Origin of the sequence: Adlercreutzia sp. ZJ242 (assembly GCF_011038995.1) — a bacterium.
Classification (GTDB): domain Bacteria; phylum Actinomycetota; class Coriobacteriia; order Coriobacteriales; family Eggerthellaceae; genus CAAEEV01.
In genome coordinates this window covers 65237-85896 of sequence record NZ_JAAKEE010000006.1, presented here as the reverse complement: position 1 = coordinate 85896, position 20660 = coordinate 65237, and the positions used below count along the sequence as shown (strand labels likewise).

General features: G+C 60.2%; 12 protein-coding genes and 1 pseudogene. 3 read left to right on the top strand and 10 right to left on the bottom strand.

Annotation, left to right across the window (positions count from 1 at the left end; genetic code table 11):
* From G7Y49_RS03175 to G7Y49_RS03155, 5 genes are all read right to left on the bottom strand, one after another.
* A partial coding sequence (locus tag G7Y49_RS03175; RefSeq protein WP_206214536.1) for a hypothetical protein occupies positions 1 to 223 on the bottom strand: 223 nt, incomplete at its 3' end.
* 485 nt (positions 224 to 708) lie between these two features.
* On the bottom strand, positions 709 to 1941 hold the full coding sequence (locus G7Y49_RS03170) for a hypothetical protein (protein WP_165171122.1): 1233 nt from the start codon (positions 1939 to 1941) through the stop codon (positions 709 to 711).
* A 1330-nt stretch (positions 1942 to 3271) separates the two neighbouring features.
* The gene (locus G7Y49_RS03165) at positions 3272 to 4066 is read right to left on the bottom strand and encodes a mechanosensitive ion channel family protein (protein ID WP_165171120.1); all 795 of its coding nucleotides are present in this window, start codon (positions 4064 to 4066) and stop codon (positions 3272 to 3274) included.
* Between the two features lie 18 nt (positions 4067 to 4084).
* A complete protein-coding gene (gene nrdG / locus G7Y49_RS03160) occupies positions 4085 to 4621 on the bottom strand; it encodes an anaerobic ribonucleoside-triphosphate reductase activating protein (RefSeq protein ID WP_165171118.1) in 537 nt (178 codons plus the stop codon).
* A gap of 157 nt (positions 4622 to 4778) precedes the next feature.
* Entirely contained in the window at positions 4779 to 6155 is a 1377-nt protein-coding gene (locus G7Y49_RS03155; protein ID WP_165171116.1) for an ATP-binding protein, read from the bottom strand.
* Positions 6156 to 6734: 579 nt separating this feature from the next.
* Here G7Y49_RS03155 and G7Y49_RS03150 point away from each other — a divergent pair.
* Entirely contained in the window at positions 6735 to 8180 is a 1446-nt protein-coding gene (locus G7Y49_RS03150) for an RNA-binding domain-containing protein (protein ID WP_165171114.1), read from the top strand.
* Positions 8181 to 8434: 254 nt separating this feature from the next.
* Positions 8435 to 8845 carry a helix-turn-helix domain-containing protein gene (locus G7Y49_RS03145; protein WP_165171112.1) on the top strand — a complete coding sequence of 137 codons (411 nt, stop codon included), beginning with the start codon at positions 8435 to 8437 and terminating at the stop codon, positions 8843 to 8845.
* Between the two features lie 490 nt (positions 8846 to 9335).
* Here the strand turns inward: G7Y49_RS03145 and G7Y49_RS03140 are convergent, their stop codons facing one another.
* On the bottom strand, positions 9336 to 10727 hold the full coding sequence (locus tag G7Y49_RS03140; protein ID WP_165171110.1) for a helix-turn-helix domain-containing protein: 1392 nt from the start codon (positions 10725 to 10727) through the stop codon (positions 9336 to 9338).
* 532 nt (positions 10728 to 11259) lie between these two features.
* Here G7Y49_RS03140 and G7Y49_RS12480 point away from each other — a divergent pair.
* Positions 11260 to 11667 carry a Fic family protein gene (locus G7Y49_RS12480; RefSeq protein ID WP_370519577.1) on the top strand — a complete coding sequence of 136 codons (408 nt, stop codon included), beginning with the start codon at positions 11260 to 11262 and terminating at the stop codon, positions 11665 to 11667.
* Positions 11668 to 11858: 191 nt separating this feature from the next.
* On the opposite strand, the pseudogene G7Y49_RS12475 reads toward G7Y49_RS12480, so the two are convergent.
* The 4 genes and pseudogenes from G7Y49_RS12475 to G7Y49_RS03120 form a co-directional block, all read right to left on the bottom strand.
* Positions 11859 to 12023: pseudogene (locus G7Y49_RS12475) on the bottom strand (ORF6N domain-containing protein); the annotation flags it as partial.
* A gap of 603 nt (positions 12024 to 12626) precedes the next feature.
* Entirely contained in the window at positions 12627 to 13229 is a 603-nt protein-coding gene (locus G7Y49_RS03130) for a hypothetical protein (RefSeq protein WP_165171106.1), read from the bottom strand.
* A gap of 15 nt (positions 13230 to 13244) precedes the next feature.
* Positions 13245 to 17591, bottom strand: a complete 4347-nt coding sequence (locus G7Y49_RS03125; RefSeq protein WP_165171104.1) for an InlB B-repeat-containing protein — start codon at positions 17589 to 17591, stop codon at positions 13245 to 13247.
* 385 nt (positions 17592 to 17976) lie between these two features.
* On the bottom strand, positions 17977 to 20310 hold the full coding sequence (locus tag G7Y49_RS03120; protein WP_165171102.1) for an anaerobic ribonucleoside triphosphate reductase: 2334 nt from the start codon (positions 20308 to 20310) through the stop codon (positions 17977 to 17979).
* Positions 20311 to 20660: the final 350 nt, after the last annotated feature.

The window sequence follows — 20660 nt, the reverse complement described above, 5'->3', positions numbered from 1 at the left end:
CGTCATTGACCGTCGTGATCTCGATCGCACCCTCGCCCGCCCACTCATCCAACTCCGCTGGCGTAGTGTTCTTCGTGATCATCCTTCCGTTCTTGGCCGTAGCCGTCTCGCCTGCTGCCCAGGCGCTCTGCGGCAGAGCCGCGCACAGCGCGAGCGCGCAGGCTACGAGCAGCGCCGCCAGCCCCAGCGCCAAGAATCCCTTGGCCTTCCGTGCGTTCTCCATTTTCGTGCTCCGTTTTCTGCGCCGACGTGCCAGGCGCACTCGACTCCCCCATCAAACGCGTCGACAGCAATCTCCTGCTATCTCTACTTTCAATATAGGGCGCCTCTGGAGACAAAGCAAGCGTAAACGAATGTTTTTTAGTAATGAACGATCTACATTTATGCGAATTTGAGGAGAAACAGGGCAGGATCTACCATCTCGCGTAGCCCTCCCCTATGCAGAACGCCGCATACAGGGGAAGCTCACGGGTTATTCATAGTGCACGATTTTCAAGTTCATATATGACAGAGCCACCGCCCGGCTGTGGGCGGCGGCTCTGTGACGTGCTGATTCTTGTGCAGTGGCGGCCTTGCGGGGCAGCTGTGCTGCCGCTTGGGCCGACCGCGCTGCGCCTCTGGGCCGGCTGAGCGGGGTTGCGCCGTGCCCTCTTGGGCCGGTTGCGCGGGGTTTCGCCGTGCCCCTTCGGGCAGCCGCGCTACCTCACGCTACCGCGCGCTGCGGCGACGGAGGGCGGCCACGCCACACACGACGGCGGCGGCGAGCGCCACGGCGAAGACCGCGAGGGCGGCCGCGGGCACGGGGTCGCCCGTCTGGGCGAGCGCCATGGCAGCGGGCTTCTTCGCGTCAGCGGGCTGGTCAGTCGCGGGCTGCTGGCCGGCGGCGGGCTGGGGCGCCGCGTCCTCGTAGGCGAGCGCATAGGTGGAGAACAGGTCAGTCTCGAAGGTGGCGAGGCCGTCCTTCACCGTGGTGGCGAGCCTCTCGGCCTTGCCGTCGTGGACGCGCACCACGTAGAACGTGCGGCCGTCCTTCACGAGGTCCTTCGGGATGGCGACCGTGAACGTGACGGGCTCGTCGAGCTTGTCGATGGTGCCGAGCGGCTCGCCCTTGGACATGAGGACCACGGACAGGTCGAGGTACTGGGCGACCTCGCCGTCCTCGGTGACGACGGCCATGACCTTGTCCTTGTCGGCGGCCTCGACGGCATCTGCCGGGAGGGGCGTGGCGTCGACGACCACCTCGATGGTCTGGCCGAGGTTAACCGCCTGCTGGACCTTGTTGTAGGTCTCCTGGCTCACGACGCCGTCGTCCACGGGCTTGCTAGAGCCCGTGATCACAGCCTCGACCAAGGAGCTCGCGGCAGCTGCGGCGACCTCCTTGGTCGCAGCCTCCTCGGCAGTGCCGACGTTGCCCTCGTCCTCGACGCTCGCGGTCACGTAGGTCGGATCAACGGCGCCGCACACGGTGCATTTGCCGACAGCGAACTTGTGATCCTCGGCCTCGCCAGCCTTCACGTTGCAGACGTCGCAGAGGGCCCAGTGCGCGGCCATGTCGTAGCCCCACTTCTTGCTGTCGGTCTTGTGGCCCGCGGCAGGGACAGCCTCGCCCTTGACGGTCACCGCCCCGCAGACGGAGCACACCTCGTCGCCAGTGTAGCCAGTCTCGGTGCAGGTGGCGGCCTTGACGTCCTTCTTGTCAGCAGCAGCCTTGTGCTCGCTCACGACGTAGGTGTCAGCGCCACTACCTGGGGAGACCTCGCAACCATCGGAGGCGAGGTTCTCCTTCGCAACTTCTTCGCCTGCGATGACCTTGTACGAACCGGGATGCAAGTCCTTCTTCGGCATCACAACGTAGGACTCAGGCTCGACCTTCACCACATGCCCAACCGCCAGGTACTCAGAGGGATCAGAGGTGAAGGTGCCACCGGAGATGAATCCCATGCAGCTGACGCTATGAATCGCTCCGTTAAAACTGCCTTCTTCGATCGTCAGATTAATGTCTCCTGAACCAGTTTCATCTTCTTGGGGCTTGCTCTCATAAACAGAGGTCGTACCGCCCAAATTACCACCTTTGATGATGACAGTCAGATCATGATCCGTCGTGTGTTTTGCAACAGCAATATCCACACCTGCAGTTGTCGTCCCGCTCCCGTTCCCTTTTGTCACCACCGTATCATACGCACCGTCGCTGTTTCCTTTTATAGAGCCACCGGTCATATTGAGCGAGCCAGCGCGGATCTCAACGCCGGTAACCCCGCCGGTAACCGTTCCGCCGGAAATATTCAATTCACCGTGACTCGGGAAATAGACGCCCCATCCGCCTGCGCTCACATTTGCGCCTTCATTGATGTTCATGACGTTTTGAATCCACATTCCGTTTGTTTGAAGAGCGAGGCCACCTGAACCTTCTGCCTTAACAACACCAGAAATATCCATGGCGCATCCGTCATTATCCGCAAGAATTGCGGTAACGCCTTCGCTCGGACAACTCAAGCTACTGCCAGTCGGTACTGTAACTTTTCCAGGTACGTCGCCGTTTGCTTTAATAGCAACACCGATATTGGGGGTATTGATTACCAGATTGGGACCGATTGTCAGCTGCGCGGCATTATATACTGCCGCACTCGCTTGGGAAGCATCAATCGTTCCATTCTGAATGGTCATATCTGCGACTAAAACCAAACCAAAATCTGTGGTACTTGTAAATACCTTTCCTCCCAAATCCAGCGTGATTGGCTTTTCGATCCAAAAACGCTCACTCTCGGTTACGTTATCCAACAGGGCAATCGTATCACCGCCCTTCGCGGCATCATATGCGTCCTTAAAAGTAGAGTATTCCTGGTCGCCGATTTTGGCAACAGGATCACCGCCTGCTGCCCAGGCGCTTTGCGGCAAGGCTGCGCACAGCGCGAGCGCGCAGGCTGCCAGCAGGGCCGCCAGCGCCAGGCGCAGGGATCCCTTCGCCTTCTTCATGTTCTCCATTTTCGTGCTCCGTTTCCTGCGCACGGCAAACCGGGCGCACTCGACCCCAAGTCTAAGTACGCCGATAGTAACCTCCCGCTAGGAGTGCTTTCAACGTTAAGCAACTCTAGGAGCGAAATGCAGTGTCCGAACGAGATATTTTTTGTAGCGAACGGGCAACATATATAGGGATATTGTGGAGAAATAAAGCGATTCTACCCCTCGACATGTGGACGCATGCAGGCGCTTTGCCCCTACAGCCAGATCCTTTGGGTCGCTTTGCTCGCTTAGGACACGGGGAGGAGCGCTTTTAGCTTGCGTGCACGAAGGGAGCGATGGCTCGCAGGGCGGCGTCCTTGGCGAAGACGGCCTGGGCGGAGTCGGTTATGGTGAGGGTGAGGGTCCCCCGGTAGCCGTAGTCGGTCACCTCCGTGAATACGGTGCGGGCGGGCTTCTCCACCTCGCACACCTGCGCCACGGCGGCGCCGGCCGCCTGCTCCATGTCAGAGGCGATGCGCTCGAGGCTCTCGCCGGCCGCCGTCACCACCACGGGGATGACGATCACCGACACGGGGCGCAGCTTCACGAGCGCCGTCTTGTTGATGACCGAGTTCGGCACCACGATGCGCTCGCCCACGGCGTTCTCGATGGTGGTGTGCCGCCACGTGACGTCGCGCACGATGCCGCGCTGACCGCCCACGTCGATGTGGTCGCCCGGCTCCACGAGCCCGGTGATGCTCACCTGCAGGCCGCCGATCAGGTTCGCCAGCGTGTCTTGGAAGCCGAGCGAGATGGCGATGCCGCCGATGCCGAGCGCCGTCACGGCCGCGCTCACGTCCACGTTGAAGCAGCTCGACAGCACCACGCTCGCGCCGATGCACCAGACCACCACGCGTGCGATGTTGATGAAGATGCTCGACGAGGGCAGGGGCGAGCTGTCGTGGCTCAGCAGATGCCGCAGGAACTTCGTGACCACATGCGCGAGCACCGCCGTGAACACCGCCGCCAGCACCACCGTGATCAGCGTGCTCAGCCACTCCACGCCCACGATGCCCTGTATGAAGTCGTGCAGGCCCTCGGTCTGCTCCTCGGGGTTAAGCTCCATGATGACTGGTCACCTCCGCTACCACGAGGGGGGCTTCTGGGGGACGAAGCTCGGAGGCTCCCACGTGACCACCCGACCCGCGGCGCGCGTAGCCGCGACGTCGATCAGGCGCTGGTTGGACGAGCCGCACCACTTGAGGGAGAGCGACTTGCGCGCCTGCACGAAGGGACCGTCCACCAGCACGTCGACGTTGTCCAAGAGCTCGCGCACAGCGACTTCATGCTCCGCGAGGCGCACCAGGTCCTCGTAGAGGTAGCCGGTGTACGCCCAGACGCCGTAGCCCTCCTCCTTCAGCTGGCGCGCCAAGTGCGCGCAGGCCGCCGCCTGCTCGAACGGCTCCCCGCCCGACAGCGTCACGTCGTGCACCAGGCCGTTCGCGCGGATGTCGGCCAGCACCGCGTCGGTGGTGGTGAGCGTGCCGCCCTCGCGCGGCTGGCTCTCGGGGTTGTGGCATCCCGGGCAGGCGTGCGAGCAGCCCTGCACGAACACGGCATAGCGCAGCCCCGGCCCATCCACGATGGAGTCCGGGACCGCGCCGTAAAGGTTGATGTCCATGTTGTTGTTGTTTTCGTTCATGAGCCTATTATAAATGGGCTGCGGCATTCGCAGATGCTCTGGCCTGAGCGCCCAGAAATCATCCACGCGCCGCAATGCGCATCTCGTTCAGCCTGAACATCCATGCCGTCTTGGGCAAGCAGCCCCGGAAAAGCGCTTACAGCGGCGGGCGGGGCGGGGCCATCCTCACGCCCGCAAGCGTGTCCTTCATTTCCTCGGCGAGAAAAGGCGTCATGTACAGCGGCAGGTAGGCGATCAGCTTGCCTTTGCGCTGTTCAGTTGACAGGTTGGCCTCTGACAGCACAACTGCCTCGGAAATGCCGTACTCGGCGGTGTCCAGAAGGTTGTTGAGCGCCACATGGACCTTGTAGTCTTTGCCCGACTTCACCTCAACAGGCATGATCTCGCCTCGGCTGGTTTCCACGAGGAAGTCAACCTCACCCTTGCGGTTGTTGAGGTAGTAGTACAGATTCGGGTCGACTATGGAAAGGGCCTGGGCAACTGCGTTCTCATACACAGCTCCGAAATTGACGGAAGATGCCCCCTCCATGACATCCAGCACCGACTGCTGCGGGTACTGCGCCAGCAAGAGACCCGTATCCGAAGAGTACAGCTTGAACTTGTTGATCTCCTTGGTTCTCGGCAGCGGGCTCTTCGGCTCGGAAACGCAATAGGCTGGCAAAGCGACCCCGGCGTCGATGATCCACTGGAAATCGTTCTCGTACCGATTGTAGGTTGCCTTGTTGCCAAGGGTGTTCAACTTGAAGCGCTTGTTCTCCTTGCTCAACTGACTGGGCATGGCGTCGAAGATAGAGCGCACGGCCAAAGCGCGCCTGCCGACGTACTTCGCTATGTCAAACCGGTACTGCTCAAGGATCTGGAGGGCCGTCTGCCTCACGGCGCCCATGTCGTAGCCGCTCGCCAGATACGTCTGCACCGCCTCCGGCATGCCGCCTATGGCAAGATAGTAGCGGAAGAGGCTGGTCAGGTAGGCGTGAAGGGAGTCCTCCACCCGGCTTCGAGACTCATAGGCGTTCCGAACCGTCCGCCAGATGTTGTCCGGTACGTTCTGAGCCCAGCAGAACTCCTCAAAGCCCAAGGGATACATGCGCTCGACCTGTACGTAGCCGACGGGAAACGAACGCACGCCCTTGAGCTCGGTGCCGAGCAGAGAGCCGGAGACAGCCAAGGGGAACCTCCCGTCCTCGATGAGGAACTTGACCGCGGTGAGCACGTCGGGGGCCTCTTGGATCTCATCGAGAAAGACAAGCGTTTCATGCGGTCGCAGGGGAACCTTTACGAGCAGGGAGAGTCGCGCGAGAAAATCCTCGGTATCGCTCGCAGCCCCGAGGAGGGAGATGGCACGGCGGTCCTTCAAGAAGTTCACCTCGGCGAGGAAGGAGAACTTCTCCTGGGCAAACGCGCGAACGAGATAGGTCTTGCCCGTCTGACGAGCACCTACGAGGAGGAACGCCTTGCTTGGCCCCTCCTCGAGCCACTTTGACAGCACTGTCCACATCGAGCGCCTCAGCATGATCCAGCCTCCTGCCTGCGTCTAAAACAGAAGAAATTTAGTCCATAATGCGTCTAAAACAGAAAGAAAGCAACTCGAAGTGCGTCAAAAACAGAAATCCATGTCGCGTTGCGCGAAATGGCTTTGTGCTAGTCAAGCTTCAAGCAGCAATTCCAACCATTGACGTAGTCTGAGCAGCGCCCCCATGCCCTGAGCAATCAAGCCCCTACGTCATCCCGAACAAGCGAAGCGAGTCGAAGGCGCGCGACGCCCTGCGGGCGCTCCCGCCCACGCTCTGCCCACCTATCGGGGCTGAAATGACGAAAGCGCCCGACTTAAGTGAAATACTCACCGCTCGAGCGCTTTAGCAGCTCACATAGTAGCACGTCTATTTGATCTTGATAACCTTGCCCGCACGATTTATATACAGCAATCTCCTAACATGGCGCAAACCGAATGCCCATTGCGGTAATTGTTCCCTGGCGTTTAATCATGAGGCAGATTATACGCCGGGGGTCAAGAGGAGCATCGCGCGCCTTAGTTTTCCACCGCCGCCTCTCTACGGTGTACAATGTCGCAAACAGGTTCTTAGGAGCGCATATGCTCGTACGTCCCAAAGCCGAAACAACGAACTGCGACTTCAAGCGCGAGGTGGAGCGCGCCAAGCCCAAGAGCTGGCTCAAGAGCGTGAGCGCCTTCGCCAACTCCGCTGGCGGCGTGCTCGTGTTCGGCGTGGCTGACGGCAACCATGAGACAGTCGGCCTTGAGGATGCGCAAGCTGACGCCGACTTCATATCCGAGAAGATCAAAGAGCGCATCGAGCCCCTGCCTTGCTTCGAAATCGAGGCGATCCGCGAGGACGGGAAAGACCTCCTGCTCGTCAACGTCCATCCCGACGCCCACCCGCCCCACTACTACAACGCCGACGGAAGGCGCGAGGCGTTCGTGCGCGTCGGGAGCCAGAGCGTCATCGCGCCGCCCGAAGTGCTGAACGAGCTCATCCTCAAGGGCACGAACCGCACATGGGATACCCTCGACTCGCGCATCCCCGTCAGCCGAGCAAGCTTCACCGTGCTCAAGGCAACCTACGCCCTGCGCACAAGCTCCGACCTCCGCGACTCCGACCTCGTCTCGTTCGGCCTGATCACCGATGCCGGAACGCTCACCAACGCCGGCGCGCTCATGGCCGACGAGCCCCTTCTGCGTCACTCGCGCGTGTTCTGCACGCGCTGGGGAGGCAAGTTCAAAGACGAGTTCGTCGACACCGCCGAGTACGAGGGCGGGCTGCTCCTGCTCCTGCGCGAGAGCAAGGCCTTCGTGAAGCGTCATACTGTCGAGTCTTGGGAGAAGCTTCCCAGCGGACGCCTTGACCGCCGCAGCTACAGCGAGCGCGCCGTTGAGGAAGCGCTGGTGAACGCCCTCATACACCGCTCGTACCTTGAGCTGGGCAGTGAGGTGAGCGTCGACATGTACGATGACCGCATGGAAATCGTCTCCCCTGGCGGCAAGATCGGCGTGCCGCTGCCCGATGACGTGATGGTTACGCACGTGCCGAGCGAGCGGCGCAACCCGGCCGTTGCCGACGTGTTCCACCGCATGCACTACATGGAGCGCCGCGGCTCCGGCCTGCGCAAGATATGCGCGACGACCGCAGCCGAAGACGCCTACAGGCCCGAGTTCAAGCCGCACTTCGAGGCGATCAGCGGGTTCTTCCGCGTCACGCTCTGGAACATGACTTATACGCAGACCGACCAAGTCACCGACCAAGTCACCGACCAAGTCAGCACCCAAGTCGGGCCACATGTCGGGCCACATGTCAGGCCACATGTCAGGCCACATGTCGAATTGCTTCTTGAGACGCTTGACGACAAAGAGCTCTCCTCGGCCGAAATCATGAACCTTATGGGATTCTCTGACCGCACCAACTTTCAAAAGAACTACCTGCGTCCTGCTCTCGAAGCCGGAGTCATCGAGCGAACCATCCCCGACAAGCCGAAGAGCAGGCTTCAGAAGTACCGACGAGCCCAAGCCAAGATCCGAGAATGATGCGGCCGAGTCCGCAGCCTTGAGCCATATGACCGACGCGAACGAAACGCTTTCCCCTGACACCGAGTTCCGCACAGTTGCGCCCGACGAAGGCCAACCGCAATAGAGCACGTAGCGGAGATGCCTGCCTCCACCCATGCCATCCCGAGCAAGGCTATCCCCTTGATGTCCTCCTGGGATGACATCAGGCAAAACTTGTCAGTTTTAACAGTTTTTGATAGGCTAAAACAGACAAATATCACTAGGAGGGCAACATGGGAGCAATGCTGGCGGCACCTGCCGCAACGATAGTCGACAACAGGACGGGCCATGCCACGTCGATCGACGCGAAGGCGTACGACGCTTTGCGGGCGTTCCTACGTGCGCTCGGCGTCGCGTACGCCAACGAGGAGGAAGGCGACGTTCGCCTCACCACGGGGCAGGCTGCTCAGATCGTGGGGACCTCTCCTAGAACCATCGCACGACTGATCGACTCTGAAAAGATACGGGGTACGCGCGTCGGAAACGGGCACCGCTACGTCATGCTTTCCGATCTCATGGAATTTGATCGACGTTCAAAGGCCGAAAGAGGCACGCACCTTAAGGAAATGCGAAGAATAGCGGACGCCGAGGACTTCTACGGCCACAACGAAGCAATGGCCGAATACTTGAGGAGCCTGGAATGATCCGCGCCCGAAGGGTGTTCCTCGATGCCAACGTCTTCGTCACCTCATGGACGCTTGACGTCCTGCTCACACTCGCGGACCAAGGCGTAATAGAGCCCATCTGGTCCGAAAAAGTGCTCGACGAAGCATGCAAAGCGATAAACAGAGTTCATAGAACAAGGAACGGAAGGCGCTATCTCGCCGAAGCGGCGCGCGCCTACCCTTGTCCAACCCCGATGGAGCCATGGCTGCCATTCGCGCGCTCGTCTCCACGAAGAAGCATCCGCCTCGCAGCTTTGAAGAGGAAATCGAGGGACTACGCGCTAACATGCTCGGAAGGTTCGCTGACTTTGTTCAGGAGAGGGTCCCGGCTGGCGAAACGCTTTCCCCTGACACCGGGGCCCCACACATCTGCGCCTGACGAAGGCCAACCGCAATAGAGCACTCAGTCGCCAGGCAAGCGCTCATTGAGATTCGGGGTCGGGAGTTCGTTACCATTCGTTACCGTTCGCTACCTGGCAGGCACGTATCTCCGCGAGCGCGTGTTGCCCATCGGGACCACGGCGCCCTCTTCCACCAGCTTGGACATCGCCCGCTGGACCGTCCTTCTGGGATAGCCCGCCTCAACCGCCTCGGCCACCGTCAGACTGCCTCGCTCCGAGACCAGTTTCGCAATTTCGGAGGCAATGCCAGGAGACGGCGCAGCACCGCTCGCGTCCGCTCCCCGGCGGGAAGGTCGATAAATGGGAACCCGGGCGGTGAACACAGTGCCCTCCACGAGCTCAGGGTCGCTCCCCGAGTAGCGAGGCGAATACTTGAAGAGGTTCCTCGTACCGCTCCCCAGCTCCTCGGCAAGGCCGATGGCGGAGAAGAATGAAGAGATAATCGGGTTCTTCGGCAGGGGGCTGAAGCCCGTCGGCGTAATCGGGCCGGCGAACATCGCCTTGCTCGCGTTCTCTGTTTGCAGCGCGACGCTGTCTATGAGCATCCGCGCCGGATAAGGGCTCGTGAACTCGCGGTGGATCAGGCAGTTCGCAATCACCTCGCGCACTATCACGTCGCGCAAGCTGATCGACTCGGCACCATCTAAGAAGAACCTGTCGGGCATGTGCTTCCGACAGAAGTCAGCTAGGAGGTCATAGGCCTCTATGAGATTGCATCGGACGACGATTCGGTCGTCGTAGCGGCTGTCTGGATCGATCCGCCAGACGGCATCAGTCTTGTAGGGTGGGCACACGGAGCGAATGACCTCGTCCTTGCCCAGGAGAAGCACGGCGGCGAGGTTGAGGCCCTCGTCTCCTGTCGAGAAGTCCTTCCCGAGAAGGCCCGCCGACCTCAGCAGCTGTTCGTTGCCTAGCCTTGCCCACTCATGGTCAGGCTGCTTGCGCGCAGCGCGCTCCCGCACGCCGTCGAGCATATCCAACTTCAGATCCGCCAGATCAACGTACTTGTAGACCCTCTGCTCCGTGTAGAGCCCTTGCTTGCGTATGCAGATCTCGGCCAACCGCGACGCGCTGCGCACGATGACGTCAGAGTCCTCGAGACGCTCGTATATCTCGCCTTTAAACCTGTGCATGTTGGGGCTCGGAGGGATCCAAAGCCTCAGCACCACTTTGTCATCGAAATCGATCTGCTCGAACTCGAAGGCGACGGGAGAATCAAACAGCTTGGGATTGTTCACTACGTTTACGACGTTTCTCTTTATCGGAAGCAGGGCACTCGGCTTCAAGCCTGAAACAACCCCGTCGTCCTCTACCCCAAGAAAAATCGACCCGCCAAAGGTGTTCGCGAACGAGCACACCGTCTCGAAGGTGTCCTTCTCCGGCTGCTGCCCGCACCTCTTGAACTCGATGTTCGTTGTCTCACCTACGGCGAGAATCTCTGAAAGGGTCTCTCGTTTCATATGATCAACCTCCCATTTGCGCCAGTATAGCCTATTTGGCGCAAATTGGCGCAAATTGGCGCAAATCACGAATACCGAGCGAGGCTTTGAGGCCGCTCTGTCAACAGGCCGGCTCCGACAACACAACTGCCCCGGAAGCGTTGATCCCGCGATGCCCCGGAGATCGTTGGGCACCACATGAACCTTGGAGCCGTCGGTTTCCCGCCTGCGTCAAAAACAGAAGGAAACGGGCCTAAAATGCGTCTAAAACAGAAATCGGTGCGCATTACGCGAGAATGCACTATCATGCAACAGCTCCGAGCACTCGATGCCATCCGAGCAGACAGCATCCCGTGTCATCCGAGTAGCAATGTCCCATGTCGTCCTGAGCAGCGTCTCCAATGCCATCCCGAGCGATCAACGCCCCTTATGTCATCTTGGGCGAGCGAAGCGAGTCGAAGGATCTGGCCCAAGCACAACGCGCCCGCATGTGCAGCCCCTTGCGGTCGGATCCTTCGGCTCCGCGCCCTCCGAGCGCTCCGCTTAGGACGACATAGAGAAGCTGAACCTTAGAAAACATGAGACACAAGCAGAACAGACTAGTACCGATCAAGTCACCGACCAAGTCAGCACCCAAGTTGGGCCACATGTCAGCACCCATGTCAGCACCCAAGTTGAATTACTTGTCGAGGCACTTGGCAACGAAGAACTCTCCTCCGCTGAGCTCATGAAGGCTATGGGTTTTTCCGAGCGTAGCACTTTCGGAAAGAACTACCTGCGTCCCGCCCTCGAAGCCGGAGCCATCGAGCGAACCATTCCCGACAAGCCGAAGAGCAGGCTTCAGAAGTACCGCCGGGCCAGACCAAGATTCGAGAATGATACGGCTGGATCTGGGCTTCTAGGCTGCTTGGGGGATGATGGCGAGGATGCGGAGACGAGCCATGCAGGGGCACGACCTTAGAATAAAAATTAGGGCCGAACCGCTCTGCGGCTCCGCCCTTATAAAACCCTGGGGTTTTGACATCTGATGCCATTATGAGGATGCGGGGGACCAAGCGTCAACCATTCTCCATACAAACTTGAAATACGACATCAGAGCGTTGTTGCGGACATAGAGACTGCTCGTGGATGCCACTCACTCTCTAAGCGCCGCTAGGCCGAAAGCATTGCCACACCTTGTTCGGTGAACACTCGGGGCATGTATCGCCACCAGGAGGTCTGTTTTCCCAGATCAGGGCGTAAGGTCACAATTTGTGACCTTAGATCTTCGACCTCATCCCGCATGAGCCTAAAGCAGAAACGCTCGGGGAAACGTTTGGGATTCCTTGCTAACCCTCCCCTTTCTCAATTCGTCCGATTTTGACGGACACAGGAAAAATCGAGCGAAAGAATCGGATGAATCGGATGAAAGCGTGCCTGATGTTGGTGTTTCGCGACCTGCTTGTTCACGGCAAAGCCGCTTGAGGCGATGAATTCCAAGGCCCGCAGCTCTGTCGGAGACAGCTCGCCCGCGTACTTTGCCCGTATTTGCACGTACTTGCGCGTACTTGCACGTACTTGCGCGCCCTCGGATGCATCTCCAGCGGAAGGGACGGATCCGAGCGGAGGAGCGTGAGCTTGGTGCTTAACTCGAATGTCACCACAACGATAGCCCAGATCGAGATTGGAAGGAAGGCCTGCGGATACTAGGCGACCTCGAAGACCTCGAAATCAGAGTGTTTCTGGACAACACGCTCAAGACCACCAAATCCCGAAGAAAGACGAAACGCCTCATGAATGGGCGCACCTTGATGCAAGCTGATACCGTTAAGGACAAGCTTCTCCCTCAACGCACGACAACCCTCCTGGTGGAGGGTCGTCGGTTGGTTTGATGCTTGCTCGCTGGCCGTTAGCCGCCAGCTTGCGCTATCCCCCTTGCTTTTAGGCTGCTTGGGGGATAGTAGCGAGGATGCGGGAGAGCTCCTCGGGGGTGTCGAAGGAGCGCGCCTTGTCGGAGCCGACCACCACTACCTCGCCCGTCCACTTGGAGGGACGGGGGCGACGCCCGGCAGGAGCGCCCGCCGCTCCAGCGCCGATGCCAGCCGCGCCAGCACCCTGGCTCGCAGCGCCCTGCGCGTCCTCAGAGCGCTCGGCCGGCTCGAACTCGTCGGTGCGGATGAAGTAGCGCACCTTGAGGTCCTCGGGCTTCGGGAAGTCCTCGCGCGTGAAGTCGTACTCGAGCTCCTCGAGCACGGCGGCCACGGAGTCCTGCACGGATGCCGCCGGATCGAGCGGCGTCACGCCGCGCTCGCTGTTGAAGGTGGCGGCATCGCCCACATACACGGTGCGCACGCGGCGCCGGCGCGTCTTCTCAAGGCGCGCGATCACCACAATCGCGACCGCGACGACAACCCACCAGATGATGGACAGCACCAGGTCGAGCGGGTTGTCCACGCGGTTGAAGCCGAGGAAGTACCACAGCCACAGCAGGAAGGCCGAGATCACCACCAGAACGGCGAAGATGATGACATTGCTCTTCTTCATGTCTCCAGTCCTTTCCTACTTGCCCAGGCCGCTCATGGCAACTGCCGTCGCGCCGGCGGGCGCGGCTGCCTCAGGCGACCAGCTCACGCCCCGACGGGCGGGCGACCCCGAGGGGGAGTCGCCGCCAGTGAGGTCGTCCTCGTACTGCTTCAGGCGGCGCGAGAACAGCGCGCGGCGGGTGGCGACGCACGCGGCGTAAACCAGCGTTACCACGATGCCAAGGATAATGTAGAAGTGCACCCAGCAGCCCACATGGCGCTCAGCCAGCGGGGTGGCATCGTCGCTGATGTCGGCAAGCGGCGTCTGGCCGTCGCCGATGACAGCCTCAGCCGCACCCTCAAGCGCGTCCACCAGAGGCGTGATCACGGGGGCAGCCGCGCCATCAGGCACCGTGCCAGGAATCTGCGCCGGCGTCACAGGAGCCGGAATAGCCGGGATGATGGCCCCAGGAGCAGTTGCGCCAGGCGTCGTTCCGCCAGGGGTGGTGCCATCCGGAGTCGCTCCGCCAGGCGTGGTTCCACCGGGAGTCGTACCGCCAGGAACATCCGGGGTGTCACCAGGAGTGCCAGGACCCGGAACAGGAGCGGCAATGATCGTGAAGTCACCAGGAACAACCGTCACGTTGTAGTTCGGGTTCTCGACATAGCTCGCTGTCAGCGTGCCGGGATACGTACCCACAGCCTCGTCATCACCAAGGCGGCTGTATGTAATCTCGCCTAGATCGCCCTCAGCCACAAGCCCAGAGACCGTACCGACAAACGTCGGATCAGCCGCACCTGCGATCTTTGAGGCATCCCAAACCGTCACGGTAGCAGCCTTCGGCGTAACCTCAAGCGTCCCGATGATCTCGGTTATGTCAAAGTTAGCCGTTACGTCATTGCCGTCCGCATCGAAAATACGGACATCGGACAAAGTCGACGCTGCCGTACCGACTTCGGTGATGGATCCGGAAACATCAGCGGTAGCTGTATAGCCCTCGGGCAGGCCCGTAAAGACAGCGTCGCTTGGAGCTATCGGTGTTCCGTCATACACCTTGCTAACGCTAGGAGCCTCGACCGAAACAGCACCGAGTGCCACCGTTGTGACAACAACAGAGTGATTGTCCTCAACGCTCTCAATAGCTCCATATGTGTATTCCGTCATGCCATTCTCAACGATCTGGCTCGCACCATCAACAACAATAGAGGCGATGCGGTACCCCGAGTTGGCCCTGAGCGTTACAGCTGCGGAGGCATTCTGATACAGAACACTCTGCTCAGCAGCACCCTCAATAGTTCCGTTTTCATCAATTGAAGCAGTGATCAGATACTCCCGCTTGCCCAGGACCACGTTGACGACGTTGGCCCCGGTGGTGATGGTCTCGAGCGAGCTGGCCGTGTCGACGGTGCCCGTGGCCTTGTAGCCGTCGGGCGCCTTGTCCTCGGCGATGGTGGTCTCGACGTCGAGGGCGGTCAGCGCCGTGCCGAAGACGGCGCCCTCGTGCAGGACGTCGGCGTCAGCGACGTGGTTGCCCTCGGCCACGGAGTCCTTGTAGTACTTCACGGTGTAGGTCAGGTCGTCCCGCTTGCCCAGGACCACGTTGACGACGTTGGCCCCGGTGGTGATGGTCTCGAGCGAGCTGGCCGTGTCGACGGTGCCCGTGGCCTTGTAGCCGTCGGGCGCCTTGTCCTCGGCGATGGTGGTCTCGACGTCGAGGGCGGTCAGCGCCGTGCCGAAGACGGCGCCCTCGTGCAGGACGTCGGCGTCAGCGACGTGGTTGCCCTCGGCCACGGAGTCCTTGTAGTACTTCACGGTGTAGGTCAGGTCGTCCCGCTTGGTGTAGTAGAAGTTGATGACGTTGCTGGCCTCGTTGGCGTCGATGGTGATGGACTTGCTGTAGGTCGTGTTGCCCCGCTCGTCTTTGCCCACAGTGGTGTCATCGGTCACGAGATTATAACCGTCGATGTCGACGGCCTGTTCGGTGACATCAAGACCTATTGTCTTGGAGCCGATCTTTGATTCGACTACCTTTATATCAGTATTTTGTAAATAATAATTAACGGTATATAACGCAGCATTATTTTGCTGCCAAACAGCATAAAGAGTCACGTCTCTGTCGGGCATCACGAAAGATTTATTGCCTCCTTCGGTATAGGTTGGAGTAACAGCACCCTTGTCCTTGCTCCACCCAAGAAACGTATATCCAGGACGCATTGCCGATGTTGCAAAATCAACCTCAACAGTCTCGCCAACGGCATGTTGACTAGCAGTGGCGTTCCCTGTGCCGCCATTAAAGTCATAATGCACAAAGTGCTTACTTTTATCACGAATAACCCCGTCAACGTTCCACGCGTTGTCTCGAGCTTTTATTGCGTACCAAACTATCTCCTGCGTTTCAGGATTAAAGCTGTTATTCGCGTCAACTTTCCTAAGCGCAGCTAGAATAGCCTCATTCGTTGGCACATCTTTCAAATTATCTCGAATTGCATCGATATTATTTGAGATTGCGATAGGCTGGCGCAATGAACCCTTTAGATCTGTCGCACTGTTTCTCGGAATATAGCCGCTTTTCTCGTAACTTCCAGGTTCGAAAGGGATTTCTCCATCTTCCTTGATGTAAAAGTACGCCACTGTATTTGCAGAGTTCGCATATTCCGTGTTGTGAAGCCAGATGGCATATAGCGTCACATCGTCTTTGAGCACAGCTTTATGGGCCGAGTTATCGGGATACAATGCTCCAGCTGCATAGTTATCGTTTTTTCCGAATGGATCCGTAGACCAGCCAACAAAGGTATGGTCTTCCTTAGTAAAGTTTATCTTGCCATTTTCCGTTCCAACATATGGCAGAGTGATATTGATGCCCCTCGTATTGACAGACACGGCATCGCCCGTCCCACCATTTGGATGGAAGGTAACGGTACAGTATTCCTTTACCTGAATATAGAAATACTCTTTGTAACTCCCAGAACCATGGGTCACAACATACTCTGCTTTATCTGATGCAGTTGCCGGAATGGTCACGTCCGCCCAAGAATAATAATCGCGCCATTCATCCATCGGGCCTTGTTCTTCCTCATATTGGACATTGCACCCATCAGCTGACCACTCATGTGATCTTAGCCAATAATTATCGGAATACAGCCGTATCGTTTCACCTGGCCTCGCCTGGTATTGTTCTCCCCATCCACTGTAGCTTTGAAAACCCGAGCCGCTCGCCACGTAGATCGTGAAGTGATCTACATCAAAGCTTTGGACTTCGGTGGTGGCCTGGCGAGTACCGATGGCCTCCACCTTGGTGGCATCGTCGGAGACGCGGTAAACGCCCACTTCCTCGCCTTCGAGGTTGGCGTCAAAGAAGCAGACGTTCACGGCGCCGTCGGGCTGGATGGCGTTGCCGTTCTTGTCGAGCAGCGTCACGTCGATGGCCACGGCGTCCTGGAGCTCCTTGCCCTGCGCCTCAACCTTGTCGCTCACGGCGTCAATCACGTCCTGGCGCTCAACGCGGCTCGCCTGCACGGTGGTGCCCTCAGGGAGGACGCCTTCGCCGGCGGTCACCTTGACGATCACGTCACCCACGTAGGCCCAGTCCTCGAAGGCGGGGCTGCTCACGTCGGCGTAGACGGTAACGACCTCTTCGTCAGCCGCAGCTGCGTCGGCAGTTGCTTCTGCATCAGCGGGTTCAGCTGCTTCGGCTTCTTCGCCCTCAGGGGCTTCGGTGCCAGAAACTTCAGGTGCAGGCTGCTCGGACTCGGCAGCCTCATCAGATTCCGCGCCCTCATCGGTCACAGCAGGCTGGTCAGCCGCCTCGGGCTCAGTTGCCTCAAGCTCGTCAGCCGATGCCTCCGTGGAGTAATCGGAGTCGCTTGTCAGGGCATCAGGCGCGGGAGCGGGCTCGGCCAACTCGGCGAGCTCAGTCTCGACCGTCACCTCGAGGGTGTTGCTGATGTACTCGGCAGCGATGGTATACGTACCGTCCTGGGTGGTGACGGGCACGTTCGCAGCTGCAGAGTTCTTCGCCTTGACGCTGGCGACCTCATAGCCGTTCTCGGCGATCGCCTTGAACACAAGGTCGGCGGAGTCGGACACCTTGAGCGTGACGGTGTCGGTGCCGGTCAGCTTCTGACCGCGCACCTCGACATAGGCATTGGACAAGTTGAAGGTGACCTTCGCTTCGCCGATTCCCACCTCTTCGTCGATTCCCGCCTCTTCGCTGGTCTCCACAGCGGCCTTCCCCATTTGGGGCTCGCCCGTAGTGCCAGCGTTCGCGTCAGCCTCGGCGAACGCGAACACGTTCGTCATGCTCAGCACGAGGACAACCGACAGGAACACGGAGAGGACCTTGCCCTCAAGCGTTCCCCTTGTATCGATGATCCGCTCAAACATCTCTACCACCCAGCTTCATCTTCGCGGCCTGCCGCTAGACGCGCGAGTTTGCAACCGCGCTCCTTGCCGGCTTCCATGACGCGCCTGCGCCCGTGACCAGGGGGACTCAAACGCTTAGCCCCTGCATGAGCTTTACGAACCATAAACATGCGCGTATACGGGTATTCTCACCCATACAACAGATTATTACAGGGGGGTGACAAAATCAAATCGTTTGGTACGAGATTCTAGGAGTTAGCACAAAGAGCGGAACTATGCGAGGGGAGGGGGGTTGTATACCAGCGAGCGACGCCGGGCAAGCAAAAGGCGACCGGACGCTGGCAAAACGCCAGGGACCGGTCGCCTCGTTGCGTGCGCGCTGCGATTCGCGCTTGTTCGCCTTCTGCTACCGCTGCGTGGGGATGGCGTGCTTCACGCGGTCGTGCTCTTCGGCGCGCTTGGCGTCGTTGAAGCGGTCGAGCGTGCCCACCAGGTAGCCCGTGATGCGGCGGATGCGCTCGAAGGGCTGGTTGTGCTCGTCCTCGGTGCGGCCGCACTTGGGGCACACGTCCTCGATGATGCCGTTGTAGCCGCACACCGGGTCGCGGTCGACCGGGTGGTTCACGCTGCCGTAGCCCATGCCGCAGTCCTTCATGTAGCGGATGACGCTCTCGAACGCCTCGAGGTTCTCAGTCGGGTCGCCGTCGAGCTCGATGTAGCTGATGTGCCCGCCGTTGGTGAGCGCGTGGTAGGGCGCCTCGATGGCGATCTTGTCGAACGCGTTGATGTCGTAGTACACCGGCACGTGGAAGCCGTTGGTGTAGTAGTCGCGGTCGGTCACGCCGGGGATCACGCCGTAGCGCTCGCGGTCGATGCGCACGAAGCGGCCGGACAGGCCCTCGGCCGGCGTGGCGATGAGCGTGTAGTTCATGCCGCGCTCGCGCGAGATGCGGTCGCAGTAGGAGCGCATGTGCCCGATGATCTCCAGGCCCAGGCGCTGCGCCTCGGCCGACTCGCCGTGGTGCTTGCCGGTGAGCGCCACCAGGCACTCGGCCAGGCCGATGAAGCCCGTGGTCAGCGTGCCGTGCTTCAGGACCTCGCGCTGCGTGTCGGTGGGCTTGAGCTTCTCGGAGTCGATCCACACGCCCTGCCCCATCAAAAACGGCGCGTTGTACACGTGCTTGCGCGCCTGGATCTCGAAGCGCTCGTCAAGCTGGCCGGTGACCAGGCTGAGCTTGGAGTCGAGCAGGTCGAAGAACAGGTCGAGGTCGCCCTTGGCGCGGATGGCCAGGCGCGGCAGGTTGATCGACGTGAAGCTCAGGTTGCCGCGGCCGGGCGTGACCTCGCGCTCGGGGTCGAACACGTTGCCCATGACGCGCGTGCGGCAGCCCATGTAGGCGATCTCCGTCTCGGGCGTGCCCTTGTAGTACTGCGCGTTGAACGGCGCGTCGAGGAAGCTGAAGTTGGGGAACAGGCGCTTCGCCGAGCAGTGCATGGCCAGCTTGAACAGGTCGTAGTTCGGGTCCTCGGGGTTGTAGTTCACACCCTCCTTCACGCGGAAGATCTGCACGGGGAAGATGGGCGTCTCGCCGGAGCCGAGGCCCTCCTCGGTGGCGAGCAGCATGTTGCGGATGACCATGCGGCCCTCGGGGCTGGTGTCCATGCCGTAGTTCACCGAGCTGAACGGCGTCTGCGCACCGGCGCGGGAGTGCATGGTGTTCAGGTTGTGCACGAGCGCCTCCATGGCCTGGAAGGTCTGGCGGTCGGTGTCGCGCGTGGCGTTCTTCAGGGCGTAGGCGATGACCTTCTCGGCCACCTCGGCGCTCACGCCCGCGGCCTCGAGCTCGCCCATGACGCCGGCGCGGAACTCCGGGTCCATGTCGAGGCTGGCCACGACGCCCGTGGCCTCTTCGACGCGCGCGAGCATGGCCTCCGCGAACGCGCGGTCGTCCTCGACGTCGGTCAGCAGGTCGATGCCCTCGGCGACGTGCTTCTTGAACAGGCGGCGGAACGTCTTGCGCACGCCCACGGCCAGGCCGTAGTCGAAGTCGCACACGCTCTGGCCGCCGTGCTGGTCGTTCTGGTTGGACTGGATGGCGATGCAGGCCAGCGCCGCGTAGCTGGAGATGTCGTTCGGCTCGCGCAGCACGCCGTGGCCCGTGGAGAAGCCGCCCTTGAAGAGCTTCGTCAGCTCGATCTGGCAGCAGGTGGTGGTGAGCGTGTAGAAGTCCATGTCGTGGATGTGGATGTCGCCCTCGCGGTGCGCCTTGGCGTAGCGCGGGTCGATCACGCACATCTCGTAGAACTGCTTGGCCGACTCGCTGCCGTACTTGAGCATGGTGCCCATGGCCGTGTCGGCGTCGATGTTGGCGTTCTCGCGCTTCATGTCGGAGTCAGAGGCCTTCGAGAAGGTGATGTCCTTGAGCGTCTGGATGAGGCGGGAGTTCACGTCGCGCACGCGGTTGCGCTCGGCGCGGTACAGGATGTAGGCCTTGGCGGTCTGGACGAAGCCCGACTCGATGAGCGTCTCCTCCACGAGGTCCTGCACGCCCTCGACCGTGGGCGTGCCCTCGATGGCGCCCGCGTCGAGCTTGGCGACGACCTTCGCGGCGATCTCGTCAGCCACGGCGCGGTCCTGCATGGCAGCGCATGCGCGGAACGCCTTCTCCACCGCCTCGGCGATCTTCTCCTGGTGGAACTCTGCCGTGCGTCCGTCGCGCTTGATGATGGTCTTTACCATGCGTGCTCTTCCTTTCGTCCTTTGCCGAGCTATTACGTGCCGCGTGCGCTGTTGCGTGCGTTTGCTGCGTGCGCTTGCCGCGAACGCTTGTCGCGAGCGCTTGCCGCAAGCATCGCTGCAAGCGGCCACAAAATAGGATGTCAGAACCGTGCAGCGCACATTATCCAGACACCCTTGCGTTTCTTCATTCCGACCTGTGGTTTCGCTTGTTCCGTCAACATGCTTTTCCACAGCTTTTTCCCCTCAGCAAACCACAATATATTGTGTTTTGCTGCTCTCAAACCGCGTATATATAGTACCCGCGCACCAGCCTTCGCGCAAGCGAACGTTTTGTGTTTTTACCAAGCTGA

Excerpts from the sequence above, each read along its gene's own strand:
- G7Y49_RS03170 (WP_165171122.1), bottom strand. The coding sequence starts at position 1,941 with ATGGGATTCATCTCCGGTGGCACCTTCACCTCTGATCCCTCTGAGTAC.
- G7Y49_RS03165 (WP_165171120.1), bottom strand. The coding sequence starts at position 4,066 with ATGGAGCTTAACCCCGAGGAGCAGACCGAGGGCCTGCACGACTTCATA.
- nrdG (WP_165171118.1), bottom strand. The coding sequence starts at position 4,621 with ATGGACATCAACCTTTACGGCGCGGTCCCGGACTCCATCGTGGATGGG.
- G7Y49_RS03155 (WP_165171116.1), bottom strand. The coding sequence starts at position 6,155 with ATGCTGAGGCGCTCGATGTGGACAGTGCTGTCAAAGTGGCTCGAGGAG.
- G7Y49_RS03150 (WP_165171114.1), top strand. The coding sequence starts at position 6,735 with ATGCTCGTACGTCCCAAAGCCGAAACAACGAACTGCGACTTCAAGCGC.
- G7Y49_RS03145 (WP_165171112.1), top strand. The coding sequence starts at position 8,435 with ATGGGAGCAATGCTGGCGGCACCTGCCGCAACGATAGTCGACAACAGG.
- G7Y49_RS03140 (WP_165171110.1), bottom strand. The coding sequence starts at position 10,727 with ATGAAACGAGAGACCCTTTCAGAGATTCTCGCCGTAGGTGAGACAACG.
- G7Y49_RS03130 (WP_165171106.1), bottom strand. The coding sequence starts at position 13,229 with ATGAAGAAGAGCAATGTCATCATCTTCGCCGTTCTGGTGGTGATCTCG.
- G7Y49_RS03125 (WP_165171104.1), bottom strand. The coding sequence starts at position 17,591 with ATGTTTGAGCGGATCATCGATACAAGGGGAACGCTTGAGGGCAAGGTC.
- G7Y49_RS03120 (WP_165171102.1), bottom strand. The coding sequence starts at position 20,310 with ATGGTAAAGACCATCATCAAGCGCGACGGACGCACGGCAGAGTTCCAC.